Raw genomic sequence first — 24,792 nt, 5'->3', positions numbered from 1 at the left:
TCTAGGAATAAAAATTCAACAGATATCCGGTAATGGGAACGGGCAGATAAGAGCGAAGCCTTTTGTCGGGACCATAAGCGTAATTCATCAAGGCGCGGTAGGCGCCGTTTTGTTTATTCAACAAGGTTTCCGGTGAAGATGTGGTCAGTTGGTTTGCGGCATGGCATATATGATCGATGAGCCCGCTGCTTTCCGTCAACCGTGCCGCCACCATATCGAACCGGAAGCGGATTTGCGCAACCAGCTTCTCTTCATCCAGCTGCAATGTGTCATCCGCTTGCTTCAGGATGCCAAGCTCTTCAAGAACATGCTGAGGCATACCTTCAAGCAGGTCGCGGCTTATGTCGGGATTCAGCACCTCTGCAGCCTCTTGCAGCGCGGCAATCAACTGATTGTAACCGGCAATGACTTCGGCAAACCGCTTCTTGATGGCCGCTGCATCCGGATACACGGAGAGGATAACGGATTCGGCCGAGGCCTCTTTCAGCATCAGCGTCAGACGCCCTTCATTCAGCTTCACCTCATTGGAGGCGGAGCTGACCAATGTACCCTCATTAATGGTATAGACGGCATTCTCCGCGGCCTGCACCATACGGTCAATACCTGTGAGGGCGACAGCCTCGCCCCGGACGTCCGTTAAGCTGAAAGCGCCGCTTGCCCCAGTGTGCTCCGCTCTCAGTTCCAGCGTCAGCTTATTTTCCCGGCGGTCACGGATAAGCAGTGCGGTTACCCCTGCTTCAGCATCGTTCACGGCACGGCGGATTCTTCGGAGCGCCTGTTCGTTGGTATCAGTGGGTCCGAAAGCAACAGACAACCGCCGGGTGTGACCGGTGCAGGAGCTCAACTCAAATTCGCACAGGCTTCCGGCCAAGGGGGAAATTTCCGTGCGTTTCTGTGCGAATCCGATGTTTCTTTGCATTCGCGCCACGCTGTCCAGCCGGATCAGATAGCTGTATATCCGGGCGTTATCGGTCACCTTGGCGCTTAATGCCGGCCCAGGCGCCCATTCTGCCGTTCGCCTGCTTAATACGGAACCGGCCGATGCATCCTTTAGCGTCTCGGCCGTCGGCTTCAAGGTTTCGGCGGCCGATAAAACGGCAGCCAGTTGTTCTGCGACCATTTGGGCAAACCGGTCAAACTCATACTGCACGTTAAGCTCGTCCGCCGCAGGTATGGCGGGAATAGGTTTGGGGGAAGGCAAACCTCCCGTTTGCCTATCCGGGTTATGCTCCCAATCATACCACTGGGTATGGATTCGGTAAGAACGGGACACACGTTGAATGGGATCGGTCATTGCCGTTCGCCTCACATTCGCTTCAGATGCTTAGGATCATTATAATTGCACTTCACTTTTTCCGTAAAATGGTTTTTCTTGACACCTCGACAGCTTCTACAGTATGATGGTTTATCAACCTTAACTTACACATAGGAGCTTGTTCCGAATCATGAACTGGATTCAATGGATCGTTATTGCGGGTGTTTTGATCATTTGCGCGGGCTTTATGGCGTTCGTCGCCAAAAAATATATGAAATAATATAACCTTTATATCGGTTTTTGTGTGAAATGGATTAACCTTCCGCTGCTGCGTTTCATACGATAAAGTACTTACTTTATGCGTAGGAAAGGCGGGCATCTCATGCTTCGAAAGCGTGTTCCAAAGCGGGATGATGCTGCGATCTTCGGGCTGGTGGAAAGGCTCCTGCTGCCATTCGCCCGGCAGACGCTGCCTGGGCTTCGTCTGAGCCGGAACACGATCAGGAATCGGCTCAAATCGTGCATAACCTTTGTGTATGCCGCTGCGGGAAACAAGACTGCGGGGTTTATTGCTCTGAAGCTTGAGAGAGACCGGCTGGCGATTGATATGCTGGCGGTCGACCCCAACTATCAGGGTCGCGGTATCGGTACGCGGTTGATGCGCCAGGCTGAGCGAACGGCGAGGGAACACGGGCTGCGGGAAGTCGTACTCTGGGTTGACGAAGCCAATGTGCAAGCGCAGCGCTTCTATATAAAGCATGGCTATGAGGCGGTATATTACGATCATCGGTTGCGGTGTTATTTGTTGATGAAGTCCGTGTAACAAAAAACGTCCTCACCGGACGTTTTTTTGTTACTGCCGGCTTGCTCTCAGATGAGAGCAAGCAGCCACGCGATCCTGGAGGGGATGAACTCCATTCGACTGCCGCCGAAAGGGGGAACCTGGGGCAGGGGCGCAGGGACTGCAGCCGTCCGTACACCAGCAGCCTTACTGGCTTTGGAGCCTGTTCTCCCTTTCCCGGCTCTGCTCTTTTTTGTTTTGCTCTGCAGCTTTACCGCCGGCTCGTCGTTTAAAATCAGCTTTCCTTTCTCCCATCGGCTCAATGTACCGATAAACTGCGCGCCGTTCTTCAGAATCACGCACACGGGTTTGCCGTAAAAAGCTTTGCAGACTTTTTCAGAAATAGGATGGATCGGTGTCACGCGAAATCACCTCCGTCGATGCATGCCTATACTTCAGACTATGCGGGCGTTTGTGGCGCCGTCCTAGACGAATGCCTTATGGAATCCGCCCAATTTCAGGAAAAAAGCCTATGTTGAATCTCACTCCGGTTTTGGTTATGCTATAGGATATTGAGTAACAGATATTTCAAAACACTACATATAGAAAGAATGAGGGAACCATGACGAGTGCTGTGTTTATCATTTTTGGCGCGACCGGGGATTTGGCCCGCCGCAAGTTATTTCCGGCGTTTTACAGCTTATACCGCGAACGGAAGCTGGGCGATGATTTTGCCGTCATTGGATTGGCGCGCCGTTCGCGTTCAAACGAGCAGTTCCGGGACGATGTGCATGAATCCATTAAAGAGTTCGCCCGTTACAACGTAACCAAGGACGAGCAGTGGGATTCGTTCGCCGATCATTTTGAATATATGTCATTGGATATCAATGATGTGGAAGGTTTTCGCCGTCTTCGTGAGTTGACCGACCGTTTAGACGACAAGTTCGGCATCGGGGGCAACCGCCTGTTCTATCTGGCATTGGCGCCTGAGCTGTTCGGCAGCGTCTCGCATCATTTACAGGCAGGCGGATTGCTGGAATCGGGCGGCTGGCACCGCCTTGTCATCGAGAAGCCTTTCGGCTACGACCTGTCGTCGGCGGAGAAGCTGAACGCAGAGATCCGCCAGGTGTTCGAGGAAAAGGATATCTACCGGATCGACCATTACCTTGGCAAGGAAATGGTCCAGAACATCAACGTGGTGCGCTTTGCGAACACTTTTTTTGAGCCGCTGTGGAACAATAAGTACATCTCCAATATTCAAATTACGTTGAGCGAAACCGTTGGCGTGGAAGAGCGCGGAGGGTACTACGATCGTTCCGGCGCGCTCCGGGATATGGGGCAAAATCATATGCTTCAGATGCTGGCCATTATGGCGATGGAACCGCCAAGCCGGATGCATCCCGAGGATATCCGGGATGAGAAGGTGAAGGTATTCCGCAGCCTGCGCGGCTTCCAATCGGCGGCGGAGGTGCGCGCGAACACGGTTCGCGGACAATATGTGGCGGGCACGGTCAAAGGGCGGCAGGTGCCCGGCTACCGCGAAGAGGATTCGGTTAATCCGGAATCGACGACCGAGACTTATTTTGCAGCCCGGGTGTTCGTCGATAATTTCCGCTGGGCGGGCGTGCCCTTCTACATCCGTACAGGCAAGAGACTTCCAGTCAAAACGACGGAAGTGGTTGTCGAGTTCAAGAATGTGCCGAACAGCGTATACTTGTCCCGTAAGCACAAGCTAGAACCCAATCTGCTGGTGTTCCGCGTAAATCCGCTTGAAGGCATCTATTTCAAAGTGAATGCGAAGCAGCCGGGTTCGGAAGGTGCGATTATTCCTGTAGCCATGGATTTCTGCCAGAGCTGCGAGGTGGGCCTGAATACGCCCGAGGCTTATGAGCGGCTTCTGTACGATGCGGCGCGCGGAGATTCGACCTATTTCACACGGTGGGACGAAGTGGCGCTTGCCTGGAAGTACGTGGATAAGATCGCTTCGGCTTGGGGAGAACGTACGGAAGACCTGCACTTGTATCCGGCCGGAACGTGGGGTCCCGAGCGCGGACAACAGCTCGTGGCGGAGGATGGCTTCCGCTGGTGGCCGGTGAACGGACAGGATGAAGGCGAAGTCGAATGGGTAACGACGCAGCGTTAAGCTGCAGGTTGATAAAAATGAAGAGCAAAACCGGGCGAGCCTGGTTTTGCTCTTGTTATTTTTATGGGTGGACAGGATTCGACTTCTTTTTTTTGGACCGGGAAATATGTTATGATGGAGAGTAAGCTGTTGCGCAACACAGGGGGATTCTTGCCATGTCAAGACGCAGTTTTATACGTTGGATGATCGCTTTGCTCTTTATGATCGGTGCGGCGACTACGGCACTCGTGAAGCTGCTCCAGAAAGCGATTGATTCGCAGCGCCCTCCGACTCAGCCCGTTACGCTGCAAAAGGCGGCGAGTGTATTGGAGCCCGATGCTATGCTTCCGGAAAGCGATCCTGACGCTGCGCAGTTTTCTTATATGATTTTGAGCGATCTGCACATTTCAACGGAGGTCCCAAGCACCATAAAGAAGCTGAAAGACGCGATAGAGGATATGAAGCAGTTCGGCATGCCTGTGGAGGCTGTTGTAATCACAGGTGATTTGACGGAATATGGTATGGAAAAGGAATATCAAGAGCTGCGCAAGATTCTGTCGGCCTATCCGCTGCCTACGGTGTATGCGAACATGGGCAACCATGATTACTACGACATTTGGATTGACCGCAAAGGGGCGTTCAATCCGGCTACGATGCCTAACGGCAAGACGGATTGGCAATCCCGCGAGCGGTTTCAGAAGTTTTTCGGCTTGCAGAAGCCGTACCACGACGATTGGGTAAAGGGTCACCATCTGATCTTGCTTTCGCAGGAAACCTATGTTCAGGAAAAACCGGAGGTCGGCGAAGGCGCGTGGTACTCCGACGAGCAGCTGGCCTGGCTGGAGCAGCGGCTGGCTGAGCATAAGGACGGCAAGCCGGTCTTCATCATGACTCATCAGCCGCTGCCGCCGGCAGGCCAGGACGGCCGTTCGCATCAATTGATTCGTGCGAACAAATTCCGCGAGCTGGTGAAGCCCTACAAGAACGTGTTCGTTTTTTGCGGACATCGCCATCACGATTTTCAAGGTACGGGGGAGCATTACGTTCAAGAAGGCTTTCACTACTTTCATAATTCCTCCGTCGGCCGTGTGCTGAATAAAAGCTATCAGCATGTCGACAAGGAGAAGTCGCAAGGACTGTACGTGCAGGTGTATAAAGACCGAGTGAGACTGCGCGGCAGGGAGTTCAGCAACCGCACCTGGATCAAGGAAGCGGACTGGACGGTGAAGCTGGTTTAAAAGGGCAGGTTGAAACTGACGAAATGACAAGGAAGGAACTGGAATAGATCATGAGTATCGGCACAACCGGTAAATTGCAAGAAGAGGTACAAAAACGCCGCACGTTCGCCATTATATCTCACCCTGACGCGGGGAAAACGACGCTGACCGAAAAGCTGCTGCTGTTCGGAGGAGCCATCCGGCTGGCCGGTACGGTAAAAGGGCGAAAAGCGAACCGTCACGCGACAAGCGACTGGATGGAAATCGAGAAACAGAGAGGAATTTCGGTTACCTCCAGTGTCATGCAGTTCGATTATAACGGCCATCGGGTGAATATTCTCGATACGCCTGGTCACCAGGATTTTAGCGAGGATACGTACCGCACCTTAACCGCGGCCGATAGCGCAGTCATGCTGATTGACTCGGCCAAAGGGGTCGAGGCCCAGACGAAGAAGCTGTTCCAGGTGTGCCGCCAGCGGGGCATTCCGATTTTTACCTTTATCAACAAATTGGACCGCGAGGGACAAAATCCGTTCGACTTGCTTGAAGAGCTGGAGCAGGTGCTCGGCATCCGCTCGTATCCGATGAACTGGCCGATCGGCATGGGCAAGCAGTTTTGCGGCGTGTATGACCGGAAGCTGACCCAGGTGGAGCTGTTTCAGGGCGACGACCATAAAGAAATCAGCGTGCGCAAGGTAAGCGGATATGATGACCCGGTCGTAAAAGAAATTGCGGGAGAGTATTTCTATGATCAGCTCGTACAGGATTTGGAGCTGCTCGATGTGGCCGGTGACGAATTCGATTACGAAAAAATCCGTGCGGGCGAGCTGACGCCTGTGTTCTTCGGCAGCGCGATCAACAATTTCGGCGTGCAAACCTTCCTTGAGAACTTCCTGCAGCTCGCGCCTTCGCCAACACCGCGCAAAAGCACGGCAGGCTTGGTTGATCCGCTTAATGAGAAATTTTCCGGATATATTTTTAAAATTCAGGCCAATATGAACCCGGCACACCGTGACCGGATCGCTTTCCTGCGGATTTGCTCCGGCAAATTCGAACGCGGCATGTCGGTGAAGCACGTGCGTGTAGGTAAAGATATCAAGCTGGCGCAGCCGCAGCAGTTTTTGGCGCAGGACCGCGATATTGTGGAAGACGCCTATCCTGGGGACATTATAGGACTGTTTGACCCGGGCATCTTCCGCATCGGAGATACCCTATGTCAAGGCGGGGGGCTGGAGTTTGACGAGCTGCCGACCTTCTCGCCGGAGCTGTTCTCCAAGGTGACGGTAAAAAATGCGCTCAAGCATAAGCAGTTTCAGAAAGGCGTCGATCAGCTGACGGAGGAAGGCACGATCCAGGTGTTCAAAACGATCGGATTCGAGGACATGATTCTGGGTGTCGTCGGTCAGCTTCAGTTTGAAGTGTTCGAGTACCGCATGAAGGCGGAGTATGGGGTTGAGGTGCAGCTTTCGCGGATGAGCTATCAGTTTGCCCGCTGGCTTGTCGGAGACGAGATCGACCCCGGGAAATTCCGGATCAATTCGCAGCTGGTGAAAGACAAGAAGGAGAACTACGTGGCCTTGTTCGAGAACGAATATGCGCTGCGCACGGCGATGGAGAAAAACCCGAATCTCAAGTTTTTGGAGATGGCCCCCTAACGCTTCAATCCATAAGCCCCTTTTTCGGTCGGTTAGACCGGAAGAGGGGCTTGCCGTTTTCCGTCAGGCGCTATGAGCTGATCTTTACTTTGGTTAGGCTGCTGCCTTTATCCAATGGATGCCTGAGGGCATACAATATGTTGGGTTCAGGAGTCTGCTTCCGTCGGGCCGACCGGGCTCTTCGGCTAAGGAAAAGAAAGGTGGATGACATGGGCAAACGGAATAACCAGAGATACATTGTAAGCAAATGGGCCAAAACCAAGGCGCTGCTGCCTAATCGTTCCATTGCTAAACATATTCCCGATACGAGAGTGATAACGCGAAACTCTCTTCAGGATATGCTGTATCAATACGGAATGGTGTATGTTAAACCGGACAACGGGACTTATGGAAACGGCGTCATGCGCGTAGAACGAGAATCGGGTCCGGGCGGAATCCGGTACCGTTATCAAGCGGGAACGAGGGTCAGAACGTTTAACAGCTACGAGGCAATGTACAATTCCATCAAAAAGCTGATAGGAAAACGGAAATATCTGATTCAAAAAGGGATTCATCTGCTGAAATACAACAACCGGCGCTTCGACCTGCGGGTCATGGTTCAGCAAAGTCCATCCAAACGCTGGGTGACAACGGGAATCATCGGCCGGGTAGCGGCTAAGCGCAAGGTGGTGACCAACGTGCATAACGGAGGCACGCTTCTGCCATTCGAAACGCTCCTGAAGGGGCATACGGGAGCTGCGAGGCGCAGGGGGTTATTCCAGGGCTTGAAGCGGCTCGGTCTCTCAGTGGCCGAGCAAATGAAGACGAGATATGCGGGGATTAAGGAGCTGGGGCTCGACGTGGCGTTGGATCGGAAGCTTTATCCCTGGATTCTGGAGGTAAATACGGCCCCGGATCCGTTCATTTTCAAGAAGCTCAAGGACAAACGGATATACAGAAGAATATATCACTACTCGAAAGCATACGGACGGCTCTAAAGGGTCGTCTTTTTTTTTGTTTTTCAGGCGGGCGGAGTCACAGAGGGTTGACAGGAAGTTTATACCAAGAGATAATGAACGCGTGTACATTTTATATATGGTATAGGCTGGAGGAGGTGGCTGGAATCGTAACCCGAAAGGAAGTCGCGGCGTTGGCGGGAGTATCCGAAGCGACGGTTTCCCGTGTGCTTAACGGCGTTGGCCCGATGAAGGAGGAAACGAAGCAGAGAGTGCTCCTGGCGGCCAGGGAGCTTAACTACCATCCGAACGCGATTGCCCAGAGCTTTGCCCGCCGCCGAAGCGGGAATCTGGGTGTGGTCCTTCCTTATGTACCGAAGGTCCATATTTTTTCTACCTATTATTTCTCCGAAGTTTTAAGCGGGATCGGAGCGCAGGTCAAGGAGTCTGGGTATGACATGCTGTTGATGTTCCGGTCGCCGGGAGAAGAAAGCGATTACACCCGAATGTTCCGTTCGCAGAAAGTGGATGCCTGCATCATTCTGGGGGCCATGGATACGCCTGGCGAACGGGCGGAGCTCAAGAAATTGGAAGAGGGCGGGTTCCCGTTCTGCCTGGTCAACCAGCATTATGCCGGGGAACGTTATAATGAGGTCGATGCCGATCACGAGACGGGGAGCTATCTCGCCGTTCGTCATCTGCTGGATTCGGGGTACCGCGGGATTGCTATGCTCAACGGGCCGCCGCCCTTCTCCAACAGCGGCGACCGGCTACGCGGGTATGCCAGAGCGCTGCGGGAAGCGGGGCTTCTGGAGCCCGGCACAGAAGCGGGGGTCCGCGACGGCATTCCGCCGCATTGGTATTATGAGGGCAATTACAGCCGCACCAGCGGGTATAAGGCGGCGGCAGAAATATATCGTCATCTCGGCCGGATCGATGCGATATTCGTTTCGAACGACCGGATGGCGGTAGGCCTCATGCAGGGGTTGCGAGAGTTGGGATGCATACCGGGCAAAGATCTTGCCGTCATTGGCTATGACGACTCCGATGCCGCCCGTATGACGGATCCGCCGCTCACCAGCGTAGCCGTACCGTTCTATGAGATGGGACGGCTTGCGGCGAAAAACCTGCTGCTTCGCTCGGCAGGGGGACCGGAGGCAGATGCCGGCTTGGATGCCTTTCAGCTGAAGCTGGAGACGAAGCTCATTATTCGTCAATCCTGCAGGAAAAAATCTTAAGCTGCCAAGAAGAGAATCAGCACTTATGGAGGAGGCGGAATTCAGAATGAAGCAGGTTCGAGTGGGGATGGTCGGTTACAAATTTATGGGCAAGGCACACAGCCATGCCTATCGTGATTTGCCGATGTTTTTTCCGAAGACGGCCAAACCGGTGATGAAGGCGATCTGCGGCCGTGACGCTGACGGGGTAGCGCAGGCGGCGGAGCAGTTTGGCTGGGAAAGCTATACGACCGATTGGCGGGAGCTCGTAAAGCGGGACGATATCGACCTGATCGATATCAACGCACCCAGCGATGCGCACAAAGCCATTGCGCTTGCCGCCGCGGCCGGCGGCAAGCATGTGTTCTGCGAGAAGCCGCTGGCGCTGACGCTCAAGGATTCCCGCGAAATGCTGCAGGCGGTCGAGGCGGCGGGCGTGAAGCATATGATCGGCTTCAACTATCGATTCGCTCCGGCGGTGCAGCTGGCCAAAAAGCTGATTCAGGAAGGGCGGCTCGGGCATATTTATCATTTCCGCGCCTGGTTTTTGCAGGATTGGATCGTAGATCCCGATTTCCCGCTCGTATGGAGGCTGCAAAAGGAGGTTGCCGGTTCCGGCTCACACGGCGATTTGGGTGCGCATTTGATTGATTTGGCGCATTTTCTTGTCGGTGAAATGAAGGAAGTGATCGGCATGAGCGAGACCTTCATCCGGGAACGTCCGCTGCCGAGCACGATGACCGGGCTCAGCGCCAAGGGCGGCAGGGATGCTCCCCGCGGTCCGGTAACGGTGGATGACGCGACGCTGTTCCTTGCCCGTTTCGCCGGCGGCGCGCTCGCAAGCTTCGAGGCAACGCGCTTTGCCCCGGGGCACCGCTGCACCAACGCGTTTGAGATTAACGGCAGCAAGGGCAGCGTGAAGTTTGATTTCGAACGGATGAATGAGCTGCAGGTCTATTTTACCAAAGACGCGGAGGATGTTCAGGGCTTCCGGCGGGTGCTGGCGACCGATCCTTCCCACGCCTACTCCGAAGCCTGGTGGCCGCCGGGCCATACGATCGGTTACGAGCACACGTTCATTCATGAAACGGTTGAGCTGATGCAGGCGCTTGCGGAGGACCGCCAGCCGGTTCCGAATTTTCATGACGGCGTCAAATGCCAGCAGGTGCTCGAAGCGGTCGATTTATCCATTGCAGAGCGCCGGTGGGTTCAAGTAGACGAAGTATGACGAAGGAGTGACGGCCATGAAACAAGCGTTGATCGTATGGGGCGGATGGCCCGGTCATCAGCCGGAGCAGGTGGCGGCTATTTTTCGGGGCATCCTGGAGGACAGCGGCTATGAGGTTGAAGTATCCGATAAGCTGGAAGCTTTCGCCGATGCGCAAAAGCTCATGGCGCTGGACCTGATCGTGCCCGTATGGACGATGGGCGAAATCGGCGAAGAGCTGGTTAAGAACGTTTCGGCGGCGGTTCAAAGCGGCGTAGGGATCGCCGGATGCCATGGCGGCATGTGCGATTCATTCCGTAAGAGCGTGCACTGGCAGTTTATGACCGGAGGCAACTGGGTTTCTCATCCGGGCGGCGACGGCGTGGAATATACGGTCAACATCAAAAACAGTTCGAGCCCGCTGCTCGAAGGGATCGACGATTTTACGGTCAAGAGCGAGCAGTACTACCTCCACGTCGATCCGGCGGTGGAAGTGCTGGCTACGACACGTTTTCCGGTGGTGCCGGGGCCTCATTCGCTGAACAAAGCGGTCGATATGCCTGTGGTTTGGACGAAACGCTGGGGGGTAGGCCGGGTATTCTACTGCTCTCTTGGGCATCAAGCCGATATCGTGGAGATGCCTCCTGTGAAAGAAATGATGCGCAGGGGACTTCTTTGGGCGGCTGAAGGCAAAGGGCTGGCCGCCTATCAAACGGGCGTGGCCGGGGAGAATTTATTCTAGCATCGCGTCTCTGGAGGGACATTTCCTATGCAAAAGCTGAAAGTGGGCATGATCGGCTGCGGTAAAATTAGCAGCATTTATTTTCAAAATTGCAAAGCGTATCCCGTCCTGGAGGTAGCCGCCTGCGCGGATTTGAATGTGGCGCGCGCCCGGGCAAGCGCTGAAGAACACGGCGTACCCAAGGCGTGTTCGGTGTCCGAGCTGCTGGCAGATGCGGAAATCGATATCGTGATTAATTTGACGATCCCCGCCGCGCATGCGGAAGTGTGCCTTCAGGCACTGGACGCCGGAAAGCATGTGTATGTGGAGAAACCGCTCGCCGTTACGCGGGAGGAGGGCCAAGCGATTCTGGCCAAAGCCAAGGAGAAGGGCAGGCTGATCGGCAGTGCGCCGGATACCTTCCTTGGAGGCGGCATTCAAACCTGCATCAAGCTGCTTGATGACGGATGGATCGGCACGCCCGTAGCGGCCTCGGCGTTTATGATCGGCCGCGGCCATGAGCATTGGCATCCCGATCCGGAGTTTTACTATGCCAAGGGCGGCGGACCGATGTTTGATATGGGGCCCTACTACTTGACGGCGCTGGTCGCCATGCTGGGGCCGATCCGCAGAGTGACGGGCTCTACGCGAATCTCCTATCCTGAGCGGACGATCACAAGCCAACCCAAATTCGGCCAAACGGTAAAGGTGGAGACGCCGACGCATGTGGCCGGGGTGATGGATTTTCACAGCGGCGTGATCGGAACGATCACCACCTCGTTCGACGCGTTCGGCGGAGCGCAGGTTCCGCGGATTGAAATCTATGGAAGCCAGGGTACGCTCAGCGTTCCCGATCCGAACACCTTCGGCGGCCCCATTCGTATAAAACGCCACGATCATAAGGACTGGAGCGAGATTCCGCTCATGCACGGCTATACGGAGAACAGCCGCGGTCTGGGTGTGCTGGACATGGCATATGCCGTGATCAACGGCCGTGCGAACCGCGCCGGCGGCGAGCTCGCGTATCATGTGCTCGAAGCCATGCACGGGTTCCATGATGCGGCTGATGAAGGCAAGCATTATATCATGCAGAGCCGTTGTGAACGGCCGGTCCCGATGCCGCTCGGTCCCGTTCACGGGATATTGGACTAACTCATGACAAAGCGTGCAGAGTGAAGTCATTCTGCACGCTTTTGTGTTCCTTTATGCGGTGGGAGAAGCATGGCTTAGATGTTCTTTTAACGTATGGACCATCTGGTTTTGTTCATCGGCGCTGCTGTTTTTCCAGATCATTTCGAACAGCACGCCAAGCCCGGGCAGCACACGCTCCTCGCCGTCAATCGAATCCTCAATGACACCCTTCAGGTCATCGTCATTTTTGCCATGCACACGCTGAATAATGGCTTGTCTCAAACTCAAGTTCATCGGATGTTCCTCGCTTTTCGTCTTTTTCCATTTATTAATATGTACACCCGTACTTCAAATCATGCTTGGGCCGCCGCAGTTTTGATGGAGGCTGCTTCGTTTTGATATAATAAAACAAAGCGAAGGGAGATGCGTCCTCATGGCAATGAAAAAGCAATTCGCCGTGATCGGCATGGGGCGGTTCGGCTCCAGCGTTGCCAAAACTTTATCGAGTCTCGGGTATGAAGTACTTGCCATTGACCAGAGTGAGCAGAGGGTTCAGGAAGTTTCCAATATCGTTACCCACGTCGTACAGGCGGATTCAACGGATGAAGAGGCGGTCCGCGCGCTCGGCTTGCGGAATTTCGACGTCGTGGTGGTGGCTATCGGACAAGACATACAGTCGAGTATTCTGACAACCATTATTTTGAAAGAAATCGGCGTACCTATGGTCGTTGTGAAGGCGCAGACCGAGCTGCAGGGTAAAGTGCTGAAGAAAATCGGAGCGGACAAGGTGATTTATCCCGAGAGGGACATGGGCCAACGGGTCGCGCATCATTTGATTTCAGCCAATATTCTGGATTACATCGAGCTTTCCGAGGATTACAGCATTGCCGAGATTCAGGCCAGCCGGCAGATGATCGGACAAAATCTGAGACGGCTGGATATCCGGGCCCGGTACGGCTGCAACGTTATAGGTATCAAAACGGGAGAAAAAATCAATATTGCCCCGAAAGCCGAGGATACGATTAAAGCCCATGATATTCTTATCGTAGTGGGAAGTAATACGGATTTGCAGCGATTTGAGAAGACTTTTGAGGAATAGGTGAACAGGTAGTGGATATCAAGGACCCGTTAGTGAATCGCGGAGCGGAGACGATCATCAGCTCAGTGCAAAATCCAAGGATCAAGCAGTGGACCGAACTGCAAAGCCGCAAGGGAAGGGAAAAGCAGGGCCGCTTTCTGATTGAGGGTACTCATTTGGTGCAGGAGGCGCTGCGCTCCGATCTGATTCCCGAGGTAGTGGCTTATTCGGATGAGCGGGCCGAAGCCTGTGCCGATCTGCTGCAGGAGGCGGCAGAGCGAGGGGTGGAGCTGGTTCAGGTGACGGAGGCGGTCTTGGCCAAATGCACGGATACCCAAACACCCCAGCCGGTTTTCGCGGTTGTTCCGAAGCTGCCGTGGCGGGCGGCGGATTTGATTTCGGCCAGCGAACAGGACGGACTGGTTGTTGTTATTGACGGCATTCAGGACCCCGGCAACCTGGGCACGATTATCCGCAGCGCCGATGCGGTCGGCGCCTCCGGCGTGCTGCTCGGCAAGGGTACGGTCGATCTATACAACCCGAAGACGGTGCGCTCCACCATGGGATCGCTGTTCCATCTGCCTATTGTACAGGGAGACTTGGCGCAATGGCTGCCGGAAGCAGCCTCCCGCGGTATCCAGGTGGCGGCCACCCGGCTTGAGGATGCGGTCAGTTTCTACGACTATGACTTCCGTCGCCCCACATGGTTTGTGATCGGAAACGAAGGCCAGGGCGTATCCGCAGAGGTGCAGCAGCTTGTACAGCGCCACGTGCGCATTCCGATGCAGGGCCGCGCGGAGTCGCTTAACGCCGCCATGGCGGCAACGGTCGTGCTCTTTGAAGCGATGCGGCAGCGGGGATTTAACAAATAAGAAATTCCTGAGTTTCCCACCAAATAACTATCCAGGAATAAAAACAACTGTCCGCAAACTCACCAATGACTGGAGTTTGATCGATTCTTTTCTCGATCAAACTCCAGTCTTTTTCTTATGCCGCGGCGGAAATAATGCAGGAAAAAGCAGGGATATTCTCGAATAATTTCTCAAGCATATTTCAGCTAAAACTCAAGCGTGGCAAGGGTTTGAGACGGAAAGAGGAAAGCATTTTTTCAAGTTTCGACTCCCGCTCTAACTCGATTTTTAAGCCTTCACGCCCAGTCATTTCTCTGTCTTTTCCCCTGCTTTGCGGACACCAATTTTTATCTCGTTTCGTTCACAATTGAACCCGATAATCCCATTTTATTAACCCGTTATTTTGCTCCGATTGCCGTTTAATTTTTTAACTCGATTTTGACTCGAAAATGCCTCTCGTACCTGGTGGGGCAAGGAGTTGCGGTGATTGGGGGAAAATGGTGGGGGAGGACGGGAATTTTTATTTTTCTTCAAAATAATAGGGATTTAGGGGAAAGGGATAAGGGAATCCCTTGCAAATTGTCATCCAGTAGGTGAATGCATGTTAACACTTGAAGCTTATATAGCAAAAAGGAAAAAAGAAGACCATTTGAATGAGTTTAGCTTGAACGACCGGATGGAGAACATGAAGACATGCGTAAATTATGTATTTGAATATTTCAATCAATATTTAGACACTACCAAGATGGATGAGAAGACCATTTTGAATGATGAGCGACTTGAAAAATACAAGAACAGCATTTCTCATTATGATTCAGATCTTCAGGAATGGCTGCTTGGTATATATGACACTCATAATAAAAAAATGGATCGTTCCATTGTCAATGTAATTAAACGGGATGAGCTTTTCTATTTGTATAGTTCGGACAGTGATTTTAGAAGTCTATCGTATGAATGCTATGCACAGCTCATTAAAAAACATCCGTTTTTGAAAGATCAGACGGAGATGCTGTACTTGTTTATTAAGGACTATCATCAAATTCAGAGCCAGCCAAACAATGGGGCGAATCCAATCCTCATCACCGAAGAAATCGACGAGTGGATCGTAAAGACCTGGAATAAGTACAAAGTAGATATCCTTGCATTTTGCGGTGATTGGGTACATCGCTTTTATGACAATGAAAATAGCTGGCCAGCGAGCCATAGAAGGAAATTTGAAGGCGGATGGCGGAAATACAAGTATGATTACAGGCAGAAAAACAATCTGTTTAATATAAATTCGCTCTACACACGAATATCAGCGAAGCCATTTCTCAAGGGAAAGAAACAGTATCTTGAAATTATCATGATGTATTTTTGGCTTCATGAAATCGAGGGCGACGAAGATTATTGGCAAGAATATCTGAATAAATATTTGAACCACAGATCGATGACAATCTTAAGTTAACAAACTCAAGTTAACAAATGCCTTATTGAGGCAAGGGATAAGGAATATGTTCTTTAAAGTGAATATGTCGTTTTCGTTTCGAGATGAATATAGGGGACGATTCAATGGGGAATGAATTTTTCGAAGTAAGTATTTCATTACACTATAAGGATTTGGATTGGATTGCGAAACCTTTCAAATATTATTATGATCCATTGAACTCATATTTAGTTTCAGTGCGACTTGAGCAATTTCCTACCGAAAATGTTGGGCGACTAAAAATTGATATAACTGATGAAGTGATGAATGGAAGAGAAATATATAAATGGATCAATGAAATCAAAAAGAAATTGTTGCAGTCAGATGTTGTTGGTGTTGTTGATATACACTTTAAAGCAGTTCTCGTTAACAGACCAATATACTGACCCCAATCATATACTAACCCCAATCATATGCTGTAGAAAGCAATTTCAGTCATCCCAAAGCCTAAATGGTCGTACTAAAGCCTAAAAGTATCCTACGAGCCGAGCGAAATCCGGGTATCCTCTCCTGACAGAAAAACCGTAAAAGAGGCGGCAAAGCTAAATATCGTGGTATGGAGAAGTCATTGACTTGACATACAGTTTGAGTTGAGGCATAATTAGAGATCATCTGTCTCAATCAATTGATATGAAGGGCGTGACGCTCTTGAAACGGAGAAAAGTCAATCTCAATTATAACCTAATCCATTTTCACAAAAAAGATTAAACACTCAGGTAATCACGCCTGAGTGTTTTTATTTTGTTAGGAATGTAACAACAATAAAACTGCTGTCTATCTCGCTTACGAGGCGGGAGGCTAATACACTCCAAATCTTTATTTCTGCTCGCTTTACTGCATATAACACAAAAGTTTGTAAAAAAAACAGGAGGGAACTTCCATGATATTGTTTCCAGGTTTTTAGGTCGTAGTATATCTCAAAAACAAGTGAACACAAACGGTGAAACAAAACGAACCGATATTAGGGAGGATGCAAAATGAGCAATTCAAATCACGACAAATGGGTTAGATCGGTTGTTCAGGCTTTCGGCAATTATTTTCTTATCGCCTTTGGCATTGAATCAAAGAGAATTGTTGAGCACATTCCAACCGAGATTCTGACTATCAGAGGAGAGAAACACATCATCGAGGATTTGTTTTGGCTGGAGGATGACACATTGCTCCATATTGAGTATCAATTATCTCCAAACCCAGAAGATTTGGATCGATTGTTTTTGGATTTGATGTGGTACGATTTATAAATCGGCGAGAAGTACGAGACAAAAATTCGAACGATCATTGTTTTTGGTCAAGAGGTTCTTGATGCCCAACTTAGCTGGGACATCGGAGCAATCAAGTATAAAGCGGAGGGGCTGTGGTTAAGCAGATGGAATGGTGATAAGATCGCAGAAGAACTTGCCGGAAAAGCAAAACAGAAGAGCGATTTGACGGACGAAGATTTGTGCAGGCTTATTTTGTTGCCTTTCATGGCAACCGATATTTCACGTATCCAGAGAACAACGGACTCAGTGCAGATCGCGAATGAATTAGTTGAAAAGGAGAAAAGAGATTTGGTGATTAAGCTCATGACAACAATGGCTGAAAAGTTGCTTTCAGACAATGAACGCAACCAAATTGAACAACTCTTCGAGTAGATTATTCGAAAATGGGATCGGGCGGAAAGGTTCGACAAGATCGAGCTAAATTCCGCCTAAAGATTCTCGGGAGGTTGTTTTGTATGGAAAAAGAGGACGAGCCGAGCGAAATCAGGTATTCTGTTTTCCCGTGGTTTTTCTGTTATCCTTAAAACAGGGGTTAGCATTAGTGAAAGAACAAATGCGGAGTAACGGTGTTGAAGTTGAAGCGGATTACGGTTGACCGCATTTAGATGGAAAAAATCCACTTGAAGAATTAAATCAATTTATGTAAAAGGATATTTTCTAATGAAGACCATGGTCTATTCTTGATAAGTAATATGACCAAATCCCTGAGTCGATTAATGAATTTGGATACCGTTTTTCCTTAGCGTCTTTGGTCAGGGTAGAAGGGTTACTAAGTGAATCCCCATTCAATGTACAAGAGAGGGGTATCCATTATGGAACAAGGCAAAAATACTATGAAGCATTCGCAAGCGGAATATAAACATAAGGATTTAGAAATGAAACGCAGGGCGTTAAAGGCTGGAGGATCCGTTAAAACCAAGCATAAGATTGATGCACAATTGATTTGCAGGGAAGTACGTGGAAAACAATGAAAAAATGGAATAGTGAATCAAAAGTGGATCTGAATATGAGCAAATTGTAAAAAGCAATCAAACTTTCAACAAAGCCTAAATAGTCATCTCAAAGCCTAAAAAGTCATCTTTCGAGCCGAGCGAAATTCAGGTGTCAGATCCTGATTTTGCTCGGCTTTTTTATTCAAATTTTGAGTGCCCCCGCCCTCCATCCAGCCGTCACTTCAACTCATAGCTCAAACAACCTCGAACACAAAACCGATAGTTCCCCACTTGATATCCGCTTAAAATGAAAGTAACAAATCAAATGTGGATAAGGAGGTGTTTGAAACATGTACGGTCATCAGTTTTATCAATACTCAATTCAAATCAGAGCCAAGTACCTGAACGACATGTTACAGTCCGGTCGATATGAATCACTGGAGGCGTTAGCGGCGGGCATCTTCATTGATTCCGAAGATATGAAGGAAGAACTGCGGAAAGGTGGGTATTATTACGTTCCAGATCTGAACCGATTTGTACAAATTGAAGTGGGGCGGGCAGGGTAATGAAGCCGCCTCATTTCTTTTAGGGTAAGCTTTGATAAGCTCTGTTGTTGATTTTATTAGAGTAACGGGCAGTTATGTTTAATCTCATTGTCTGTGGAAACATTTGAGGGTATTCAATCGTCTCAACATTTTAGAAAGGGGGAAGAACTGTGTTTAATAGAACAGTTATAATTTTGGCGTTTTTGGTTTTTCTTTGCGGACTCACTGGATGCATGACTAACAGTGAAAAAGATAAGGAAATACTCAATAAAAAAGAAGTAGCGTCTATTCAGTTGGAATGCACAGAGCTATGCAAACAGAAAGGAACAGCACCATTTTCAGTAAAGACTTTTGAGTATGAAAAAGATATCGAATTATTTGCCAAGGCAATAAACGAGGGTTCGGAGAAGATGCTGGGAACAGTTGATTATGGGGCGTATTTTTTGATGCAGATAAATTTAAAAGACGGAACACAAAAAAAGTATGTTTTAAACATAGACAAAGAATTTGGAACAAAAGGGTTGCTTGTTGAATCATCCAATAGTAGTCAAGGCTACACAATATCTCAAGAGTTTTCCTTTGAGCTTAGCAAGATTATTTATAAATAACCGCATATGGATGAGAGCATTAAGCTATAAAGTTAAATTTTTGCTCCGCTAACGGAGTACGCTTGTTCAATAACATGCACCATGAGGCCGCCGTGGATTAATTTGGCGGCCTATTGAGCTATTAGGGAGTATAACGCAGTAGTCTTTGACGGCAGCTTCCTATAATTTTTGAGAAATTTTAAGATCTAAAGAATTTTTTACTAAATGGGGGCGTTCCTGTGCAAATTCTAAATCTCTTTTTTCTAAAAATTCTCTAATAAATAGTGATTCTGTTCGATTAATTCCGCCCATATGAGCAGGGATTATTAAACTTTCCGCGAATTTGGAGATTTTCATCCATGAAAAATGAAACTTCTTCCGCACCCGATTATGGCTAAAGTGTAAAAGCTTGCCACCCTGTGGGTCCTCAGCCTTGAAGGCTATAGTTTCTCTTTCTAAATCGCCGATCTTGGGTTCTCGTCTACTCTTGTGATGTAATCCTTCGATATATTCCTTTTTTGTTTTTTGGTTAAAGAACACGTTATTATGAGCGTTTAAATAAAACATTTCATTTAGTTGGTCCACATCTTTTGCTTTCTTTAGAATCAAGATGTGATCTTGTTGGTCGGGGATATCATATGCCTTCTCGTCATAGAGCAGGATGCACTTATGTGGCGAGATCGGAAAAAAGAATTGTGCTCCTCTGTTTATATAGCCAAATCCTCCAGGATAATTCTTACTCAAGTAAAATGAATTGTACCGAATTAAAGGATTATCTGACGTAATGAATCTCCTTGCCCCTCCTGTTTGTTCGACAATCAAAAGTGGCTTTAAGTCCAGGACAAGTGGTGTACCTTCTATGGCTGTTTGAATGTTGTAGGTGGCTGGTTCATTCAACTTGATTGTAAATTTGTCCAAGTCGAAATCCTGAAAATCAGGATGTTGTTCCAGTATTGCTTTTGCCAGCATATCCACCGTATGATTGGCTGATTCTGCAACTTTCAAGTTTCTTGCTTCACTGACCAATAAAAACATAAATAGGTGCACGTAATCCTGCATTGTTTGAGGAAATTCATTCGTTTCAAGAACTTGTCGAATAAGCAAGCATGCCTTCGTTTCGATTACTTCATTTAGGAAATTCTCAATTCTGTTATCAGCTCCATAAAAATTATGTCGTTGGCACATATCCTTTATGGATGCGTTTTGAATGTATTTTGCGTTGGTAAGATTAAAGGTATCGATTGCATTTAGATTATCGGAGAAGTTTCTTAAATAAAACTTCGGAACGTAGTGCTGCCTATTTTTTTCAGCCACATTTTCACCTTATTTCGCTTCGGGTTACTCTCACTATATACCATTTTAATACATTTGCAAATATGGAATCCATATTTTTTATTAACGATGTTAACAACCACAAACCCCCACGGTGACTGAGCTTACGGAACAAATCGAAGGAGATTGGGTTTTTGGGGCTCGCCATTATCAACCGTTGCATTCTGTTTAAGAAACATGATTCAGCTAACGGAGAACGATAGTTAAGGATCAACCGCCACAATGGGCGTTTTTTGTTGGTCAAAAATGAAAACATGCTTTCCGAGATTGCACAATATCTTTATAATGTAAAGTATACAATATTTCAAAAGTGTAAAACGGTCTGAAATGAAAGAGTGGTAAAAATGAGGCTGAATGCAGAATTGCTTTCGCTAACAGATAGCCAGATCCACAAAGCTTTCGAAGAGCTTAATGCTCATTTGCTCGAAAAAGAAACGATTTTCATTCTTCAAAATGTCGCTTTCAATATGGCGGAAACTTATCCCGAAATTATACAATCGGTTAAGCCGATTCGTGTACAGATTCGAAAAGAGCCTGACTTTAACTTTACAGAAAAATTTTTGTCATCTTTGAAGAGCATGTTGCTTTTTTCGGAACACATATTTCAAGACCAGATGGACTTTGCCGAACTGAAGTTGAGTTTCGATTCGTGGTTTTATGAAGTGACAGCCGGAGGTTTCTTGGTTTACGATTACAAGCCAGATAACTTACTTTCGATCACTGACGCGGCGGAAGCACTTGGAGTAACTCGGCAGATGATCTACAAGTACATGGAGCGTGGTTTAGAAACGGTGGGAGCCAAGGGGAGCCAAAAGATCCCAAAATTTATTATAGAAGCATGGAAGAACCCTTCAAATGCCTTCAAATTTCAATGGATTTATCAAATGAAGCAGGAGAGAAGCCTGACACCTGAGCAAAAACTCGAAAGGATATACAAGCAGATTGGCGAATTCGAGAAAAAATTCGGCGGGACTTTTCATAAATTGTTTGGGCATTTAAGCGATCAGGAGATTGATGTAATGCCGGAAGCCGTCGACATTTTTGACTGGAAACAGCTTGAGAAGGACAAGGAACAGCTCCTTGAACGATATAGTATATGAAGTGGAAGAGACGGCGAAACATGCACATCACAGTAGATAGAGCAATAAAAGAAGCGTGGCTCTACAATATTAAGTCTGATTATTCATCAAATTTCATATTGCTCGAAGACAGTTTAAAGAATGCATTTTATTTCCACCTAAGAAACAAACTCACCGATGCATTTTTAAGAGAGAATAACCTGAGAATCTATACCGAATTGCATACAGGGTATGGAGAACGGATTGATATTTCTGTTGTCAGAATAGACGATAGTGAAAAGGTCCATCTAAGGGAACAGATCACCGATATTGTGGCAGTAATCGAATTGAAGCATAAAAGTGGAACTGTGCCAATAAATCCGTTTCGTGAAGATATTAATAAAGTAAAGACATACTTGAAGCGAAAAGAACATCCTCAATGTCAATATTATTTGGGTTTTATTCATGAGACTGAATACGAGCTGGAAGAAACCTCATGGCTGAGTCCAAAGGAACAAGCGACATGGGCAAAAGGAAAACTTACTGAACTATCTGCGTTTTACAACGAATGGTGTTTACAAATATTTCGTATAACAACATGAATGAAGATTTAAACAATTTAAGGGTTAGTCAATGAGACGGATGATGCCATATCGTCCTCAATAAGTGCTGATTCGCCTTATCCACGGCAATTCCAAACCCGAAAACCACATTTTATTTCTTCCTGCTCACACACATATAACATAGGAGTTCAAATAAGCAGGAGGGGACTTCTATGTTGTTTTTGTTTCCAGAGCACCAGGAGAGATACGAGCAGTTTATAAGGCAGGATGGCACTCATCCGAAGGATATTGAGCGAAAAGCATTGTTTTATGTGCTTGCAGGATGTCGGGAGCTTGGAGAGAAGGTAAACCTTTTTTATGACTTCAATGATCGCCTTATTCGACCCGAGAGCTTTAGCGAGGTTGATTTAACCAACGGCACTCGCTCATTGCTGGAGCTTGCATACAATCTGTACAATAATTATCCCTGTGGAACGGTTGTTGATTTATTTGCTGGTCTGGATGAGAGGAATAAGCTATTGGCGGTAGAGGCGATAAAGATCAGGTTTGGATTGGAGCAGGTGTAAAAGCAGTGAAAAGAAGGGGATGAGGGGAGGAGGAAGCTCCTCTTTTTCCATTTTCAAACGATGATATAATGGAACCATAAGATTCGAACTTTGGAAGGTAAACAGGTATGAAGATAAAGGAAGATTTCTTTACACGCAAGAAAAACGAAATTGGCGTTACCTTAAACGATGTGCAAAAGAAGGCGGTTATCCAGACCGAAGGACCATTGCTCTTACTGGCATCACCAGGATCGGGGAAGACAACGACGATCATCATGCGGATTGGCTATCTTATCGAGGAGAAGGGCGTAGACCCGGCAAGGATCAAAGCGGTTACATTTAGCCGAGCTTCGGCAAATGACATGAAGGAACGATTCAAACGTTTCTTCCCACATCTTCCGCCGGTTGATTTCTCGACAATCCATAGCTTTGCTTTCGAAGTGGTCAAGGAACATTTTCGCCGAACGAGGACGTATTATCAAATTATCGAAGGCGACCTTGATTTGGAGGAGCAGAATAAACTCGAATCGAACGATCTGCCGATACATAAGAAGATCATTTTACGGAACCTGTTCAAAGCGATTGTCGGCGAAAACATAACCGACGATCAGATGGACGAGCTGATGACGTACATCAGCTTTATCAAAAACAAAATGATTCCTGCTGAACATTGGTCAACGGTTAAAGTGGATGTGCCGGAAGCTGAAAGAATTCTGCGGGAATATGAGGAGTTCAAGCGGTCCGGACATAGCAAGTTGCTGGTCGATTTTGATGATATGCTGACGATAGCGGAGCAGGTTTTGGAGAGGGACGGAGAACTGCTTCGGAAGTATCAGGATCGATTTGATTACGTCCTTAAGGACGAAAGTCAGGATACCTCCATGGTTCAACATGCCATAATCGAGAAGCTGGTTCGGAAGCATGGCAACCTCTGTGTAGTTGGGGACGAGGATCAGGCGATCTATAGCTGGCGTGGGGCAGAGCCGTCCTACCTTCTCAACTTTAAACAGGTATACCCTAATGCTACAACCCTGTTTATGGAGCAGAATTATCGGTCATCCAAAGATATTGTCGATGTCGCCAATCAATTCATCAAGCGGAATAAAAGCCGGTACGACAAAAACATGTTTACAAAGAATCCGCCAAACAAACCGATTAAGATCAAAAGCTTTGCTGATTATAAGTACCAGGCGAAATACTTGGTGCAGGAAATTCAGAAGGTTGAGAATCTATCAGAAGTGGCAATTTTGTATCGTAACAATTCCTCTTCGATCTCATTAATAAATGAGTTTGATCGAGCTGGGATCCCTTTCTATATGAAAGATGCCGACAACCGTTTCTCTTCGCATTGGGTGGTTGAGGATGTTTTGAACTTTATGCGAATGACCTTTACGGATAAGCGTCCTGACATATTGGAGAAAATCCATTTGAAGTTTAACGGGTATATAAGTAAACAGCAGATGGCAGCAGTCAAAGAAATCGACAACAACGAATCGGTATTTGATAACTTGCTGAATTACGTGCAATTGCAGGATTATCAAGTAAAACAATTGAAGGCAAGCAAAGAGACATTCCAACAAATGAGAGGGATGCCGCCGCGTCACGCAATCCGTGTCATTCGAGATCGATTAGGCTACGAGAAGGCTATTGAGAAGATATGCGAGCGTCTTGGGTTCCGAAAGGAATATTTGATTGGCATCCTCAACACCTTAGAGGAGATCGCAGATACACTGGAGACGATGGAACAATTTGCGAATCGGCTCAAGCATCTGGAATCGGTACTGAAGACCTCTAAATCCAGAAAGGGTCAAAACGCGGTAACCTTCTCTTCCTTTCACAGCTCTAAGGGTTTGGAGTTTGAACGGGTATATATGATTGACCTGATTGATGGAATCATCCCGTCATCAGACGATCGGGGGAGTACCGAACTGATGGAAGAAGCAACCCGCCTATTCTATGTCGGAATAACACGAGCGAAAAAGCACCTGGAGCTCATCGCGTATAGGGAACGGGACGGGGAAAAAGTCGAAGAGTCCTCATTTGTAGCGAATGTCCGAAACATCATGAATCCGCCTAAACAGATACCGAAAGAGAAAGGGGCACAGCAAGGGGGAAGGGAGAAGAAAGGGGCAACCATTACCCCGCATAAATCTAATACGATTAAGAATATAGCAGAACTGAAGATAGGGAATTCCGTCAGGCATCGAGTCTTTGGACGCGGCGAAATCGGGTCTGTCAATAATTTTGTGTAAACTCATGTATAAAGGAATCTGCCCTAGGGGAGATTGGCCCCTTACGGCAAGTGCTGCCCGATTCGATCCGGAAAGAAAACG

General features: G+C 48.3%; 26 protein-coding genes. 22 read left to right on the top strand and 4 right to left on the bottom strand.

Annotation, left to right across the window (positions count from 1 at the left end):
- Position 1 precedes the first annotated feature (1 nt).
- Positions 2-1,294 carry a flagellar filament capping protein FliD gene (gene fliD / locus NR121_RS22035; RefSeq protein ID WP_137671191.1) on the bottom strand — a complete coding sequence of 431 codons (1,293 nt, stop codon included), beginning with the start codon at positions 1,292-1,294 and terminating at the stop codon, positions 2-4.
- A 343-nt stretch (positions 1,295-1,637) separates the two neighbouring features.
- On the opposite strand from fliD, the gene NR121_RS22030 reads away from it, so the two are divergent.
- A complete protein-coding gene (locus tag NR121_RS22030; protein WP_054818861.1) occupies positions 1,638-2,078 on the top strand; it encodes a GNAT family N-acetyltransferase in 441 nt (146 codons plus the stop codon).
- 47 nt (positions 2,079-2,125) lie between these two features.
- Here NR121_RS22030 and NR121_RS22025 read toward each other — a convergent pair whose 3' ends face one another.
- Positions 2,126-2,458: a hypothetical protein gene (locus tag NR121_RS22025; protein WP_062409632.1), complete on the bottom strand. Its 333-nt coding sequence runs from the start codon at positions 2,456-2,458 to the stop codon at positions 2,126-2,128.
- Positions 2,459-2,658: 200 nt separating this feature from the next.
- Between NR121_RS22025 and zwf the strand changes: the two genes are divergently transcribed.
- From zwf to NR121_RS21985, 8 genes are all read left to right on the top strand, one after another.
- Positions 2,659-4,179 carry a glucose-6-phosphate dehydrogenase gene (zwf, locus tag NR121_RS22020; protein ID WP_062409631.1) on the top strand — a complete coding sequence of 507 codons (1,521 nt, stop codon included), beginning with the start codon at positions 2,659-2,661 and terminating at the stop codon, positions 4,177-4,179.
- A 155-nt stretch (positions 4,180-4,334) separates the two neighbouring features.
- Positions 4,335-5,396 (top strand): metallophosphoesterase family protein, encoded by a 1,062-nt coding sequence (locus NR121_RS22015; RefSeq protein WP_054818863.1) that lies wholly within the window; start codon positions 4,335-4,337, stop codon positions 5,394-5,396.
- A gap of 50 nt (positions 5,397-5,446) precedes the next feature.
- Positions 5,447-7,030, top strand: coding sequence for a peptide chain release factor 3 (locus NR121_RS22010; RefSeq protein ID WP_062409629.1), 1,584 nt, complete (start codon positions 5,447-5,449; stop codon positions 7,028-7,030).
- Between the two features lie 209 nt (positions 7,031-7,239).
- Positions 7,240-8,007 carry a YheC/YheD family protein gene (locus NR121_RS22005; protein ID WP_054818876.1) on the top strand — a complete coding sequence of 256 codons (768 nt, stop codon included), beginning with the start codon at positions 7,240-7,242 and terminating at the stop codon, positions 8,005-8,007.
- Positions 8,008-8,132: 125 nt separating this feature from the next.
- Positions 8,133-9,203 carry a LacI family DNA-binding transcriptional regulator gene (locus tag NR121_RS22000; protein ID WP_074729842.1) on the top strand — a complete coding sequence of 357 codons (1,071 nt, stop codon included), beginning with the start codon at positions 8,133-8,135 and terminating at the stop codon, positions 9,201-9,203.
- Positions 9,204-9,249: 46 nt separating this feature from the next.
- Complete coding sequence (locus NR121_RS21995; RefSeq protein ID WP_256831942.1) at positions 9,250-10,410, top strand: Gfo/Idh/MocA family protein; 1,161 nt, start codon at positions 9,250-9,252, stop codon at positions 10,408-10,410.
- Between the two features lie 16 nt (positions 10,411-10,426).
- The gene (locus tag NR121_RS21990; protein WP_256831941.1) at positions 10,427-11,131 is read left to right on the top strand and encodes a ThuA domain-containing protein; all 705 of its coding nucleotides are present in this window, start codon (positions 10,427-10,429) and stop codon (positions 11,129-11,131) included.
- Positions 11,132-11,158: 27 nt separating this feature from the next.
- A complete protein-coding gene (locus NR121_RS21985; protein WP_074729822.1) occupies positions 11,159-12,262 on the top strand; it encodes a Gfo/Idh/MocA family protein in 1,104 nt (367 codons plus the stop codon).
- A 51-nt stretch (positions 12,263-12,313) separates the two neighbouring features.
- Here the strand turns inward: NR121_RS21985 and sspI are convergent, their stop codons facing one another.
- The gene (sspI, locus tag NR121_RS21980) at positions 12,314-12,535 is read right to left on the bottom strand and encodes a small acid-soluble spore protein SspI (RefSeq protein WP_054818864.1); all 222 of its coding nucleotides are present in this window, start codon (positions 12,533-12,535) and stop codon (positions 12,314-12,316) included.
- A 145-nt stretch (positions 12,536-12,680) separates the two neighbouring features.
- Here sspI and NR121_RS21975 point away from each other — a divergent pair, with 145 nt between their 5' ends.
- The 9 genes from NR121_RS21975 to NR121_RS21935 all read left to right on the top strand — a co-directional run bounded on the left by NR121_RS21975 (position 12,681) and on the right by NR121_RS21935 (position 18,982).
- Positions 12,681-13,340 carry a potassium channel family protein gene (locus tag NR121_RS21975; RefSeq protein ID WP_054818877.1) on the top strand — a complete coding sequence of 220 codons (660 nt, stop codon included), beginning with the start codon at positions 12,681-12,683 and terminating at the stop codon, positions 13,338-13,340.
- 11 nt (positions 13,341-13,351) lie between these two features.
- Entirely contained in the window at positions 13,352-14,191 is an 840-nt protein-coding gene (locus NR121_RS21970; RefSeq protein ID WP_256831940.1) for a TrmH family RNA methyltransferase, read from the top strand.
- Between the two features lie 580 nt (positions 14,192-14,771).
- Complete coding sequence (locus NR121_RS21965; RefSeq protein WP_256831939.1) at positions 14,772-15,617, top strand: hypothetical protein; 846 nt, start codon at positions 14,772-14,774, stop codon at positions 15,615-15,617.
- Between the two features lie 104 nt (positions 15,618-15,721).
- Positions 15,722-16,021, top strand: coding sequence for a hypothetical protein (locus NR121_RS21960; RefSeq protein WP_054818865.1), 300 nt, complete (start codon positions 15,722-15,724; stop codon positions 16,019-16,021).
- Between the two features lie 591 nt (positions 16,022-16,612).
- Positions 16,613-16,876: a hypothetical protein gene (locus tag NR121_RS21955; RefSeq protein WP_054818866.1), complete on the top strand. Its 264-nt coding sequence runs from the start codon at positions 16,613-16,615 to the stop codon at positions 16,874-16,876.
- 183 nt (positions 16,877-17,059) lie between these two features.
- Positions 17,060-17,269: a hypothetical protein gene (locus NR121_RS21950; protein ID WP_054818867.1), complete on the top strand. Its 210-nt coding sequence runs from the start codon at positions 17,060-17,062 to the stop codon at positions 17,267-17,269.
- A 440-nt stretch (positions 17,270-17,709) separates the two neighbouring features.
- Positions 17,710-17,868, top strand: coding sequence for a hypothetical protein (locus NR121_RS21945; RefSeq protein ID WP_256831938.1), 159 nt, complete (start codon positions 17,710-17,712; stop codon positions 17,866-17,868).
- Positions 17,869-18,179: 311 nt separating this feature from the next.
- Positions 18,180-18,395: a hypothetical protein gene (locus tag NR121_RS21940; protein ID WP_054818868.1), complete on the top strand. Its 216-nt coding sequence runs from the start codon at positions 18,180-18,182 to the stop codon at positions 18,393-18,395.
- A gap of 149 nt (positions 18,396-18,544) precedes the next feature.
- Positions 18,545-18,982: a hypothetical protein gene (locus NR121_RS21935; protein ID WP_256831937.1), complete on the top strand. Its 438-nt coding sequence runs from the start codon at positions 18,545-18,547 to the stop codon at positions 18,980-18,982.
- A gap of 159 nt (positions 18,983-19,141) precedes the next feature.
- Here the strand turns inward: NR121_RS21935 and NR121_RS21930 are convergent, their stop codons facing one another.
- Positions 19,142-20,275 carry a DUF4238 domain-containing protein gene (locus tag NR121_RS21930; RefSeq protein ID WP_256831935.1) on the bottom strand — a complete coding sequence of 378 codons (1,134 nt, stop codon included), beginning with the start codon at positions 20,273-20,275 and terminating at the stop codon, positions 19,142-19,144.
- 362 nt (positions 20,276-20,637) lie between these two features.
- Between NR121_RS21930 and NR121_RS21925 the strand changes: the two genes are divergently transcribed.
- The 4 genes from NR121_RS21925 (at position 20,638) to NR121_RS21910 (ending at position 24,711) form a co-directional block, all read left to right on the top strand.
- Positions 20,638-21,393, top strand: a complete 756-nt coding sequence (locus tag NR121_RS21925; protein ID WP_256831934.1) for a helix-turn-helix domain-containing protein — start codon at positions 20,638-20,640, stop codon at positions 21,391-21,393.
- A 20-nt stretch (positions 21,394-21,413) separates the two neighbouring features.
- Positions 21,414-21,953 (top strand): hypothetical protein, encoded by a 540-nt coding sequence (locus NR121_RS21920; RefSeq protein ID WP_256831933.1) that lies wholly within the window; start codon positions 21,414-21,416, stop codon positions 21,951-21,953.
- A 173-nt stretch (positions 21,954-22,126) separates the two neighbouring features.
- Positions 22,127-22,480 carry a DUF6075 family protein gene (locus tag NR121_RS21915; protein ID WP_054818874.1) on the top strand — a complete coding sequence of 118 codons (354 nt, stop codon included), beginning with the start codon at positions 22,127-22,129 and terminating at the stop codon, positions 22,478-22,480.
- Positions 22,481-22,587: 107 nt separating this feature from the next.
- Complete coding sequence (locus NR121_RS21910; RefSeq protein ID WP_256831932.1) at positions 22,588-24,711, top strand: ATP-dependent helicase; 2,124 nt, start codon at positions 22,588-22,590, stop codon at positions 24,709-24,711.
- Positions 24,712-24,792: the final 81 nt, after the last annotated feature.

Origin of the sequence: Paenibacillus sp. Pae15, from assembly GCF_024519685.1 — a bacterium.
Taxonomy (GTDB): Bacteria; Bacillota; Bacilli; order Paenibacillales; family NBRC-103111; genus Paenibacillus_G; species Paenibacillus_G naphthalenovorans.
Note: the sequence above shows the minus strand (reverse complement) of the source record. Positions and strands in the feature narration are given on the sequence as shown.

Coding starts and splice junctions, on each gene's coding strand:
- fliD (WP_137671191.1), bottom strand. CDS start 1,294: ATGACCGATCCCATTCAACGTGTGTCCCGTTCTTACCGAATCCATACC.
- NR121_RS22030 (WP_054818861.1), top strand. CDS start 1,638: ATGCTTCGAAAGCGTGTTCCAAAGCGGGATGATGCTGCGATCTTCGGG.
- zwf (WP_062409631.1), top strand. CDS start 2,659: ATGACGAGTGCTGTGTTTATCATTTTTGGCGCGACCGGGGATTTGGCC.
- NR121_RS22015 (WP_054818863.1), top strand. CDS start 4,335: ATGTCAAGACGCAGTTTTATACGTTGGATGATCGCTTTGCTCTTTATG.
- NR121_RS22010 (WP_062409629.1), top strand. CDS start 5,447: ATGAGTATCGGCACAACCGGTAAATTGCAAGAAGAGGTACAAAAACGC.
- NR121_RS22005 (WP_054818876.1), top strand. CDS start 7,240: ATGGGCAAACGGAATAACCAGAGATACATTGTAAGCAAATGGGCCAAA.
- NR121_RS21995 (WP_256831942.1), top strand. CDS start 9,250: ATGAAGCAGGTTCGAGTGGGGATGGTCGGTTACAAATTTATGGGCAAG.
- NR121_RS21990 (WP_256831941.1), top strand. CDS start 10,427: ATGAAACAAGCGTTGATCGTATGGGGCGGATGGCCCGGTCATCAGCCG.
- NR121_RS21985 (WP_074729822.1), top strand. CDS start 11,159: ATGCAAAAGCTGAAAGTGGGCATGATCGGCTGCGGTAAAATTAGCAGC.
- sspI (WP_054818864.1), bottom strand. CDS start 12,535: ATGAACTTGAGTTTGAGACAAGCCATTATTCAGCGTGTGCATGGCAAA.
- NR121_RS21975 (WP_054818877.1), top strand. CDS start 12,681: ATGAAAAAGCAATTCGCCGTGATCGGCATGGGGCGGTTCGGCTCCAGC.
- NR121_RS21965 (WP_256831939.1), top strand. CDS start 14,772: ATGTTAACACTTGAAGCTTATATAGCAAAAAGGAAAAAAGAAGACCAT.
- NR121_RS21960 (WP_054818865.1), top strand. CDS start 15,722: ATGGGGAATGAATTTTTCGAAGTAAGTATTTCATTACACTATAAGGAT.
- NR121_RS21955 (WP_054818866.1), top strand. CDS start 16,613: ATGAGCAATTCAAATCACGACAAATGGGTTAGATCGGTTGTTCAGGCT.
- NR121_RS21945 (WP_256831938.1), top strand. CDS start 17,710: ATGGAACAAGGCAAAAATACTATGAAGCATTCGCAAGCGGAATATAAA.
- NR121_RS21940 (WP_054818868.1), top strand. CDS start 18,180: ATGTACGGTCATCAGTTTTATCAATACTCAATTCAAATCAGAGCCAAG.
- NR121_RS21925 (WP_256831934.1), top strand. CDS start 20,638: ATGAGGCTGAATGCAGAATTGCTTTCGCTAACAGATAGCCAGATCCAC.
- NR121_RS21920 (WP_256831933.1), top strand. CDS start 21,414: ATGCACATCACAGTAGATAGAGCAATAAAAGAAGCGTGGCTCTACAAT.
- NR121_RS21915 (WP_054818874.1), top strand. CDS start 22,127: ATGTTGTTTTTGTTTCCAGAGCACCAGGAGAGATACGAGCAGTTTATA.
- NR121_RS21910 (WP_256831932.1), top strand. CDS start 22,588: ATGAAGATAAAGGAAGATTTCTTTACACGCAAGAAAAACGAAATTGGC.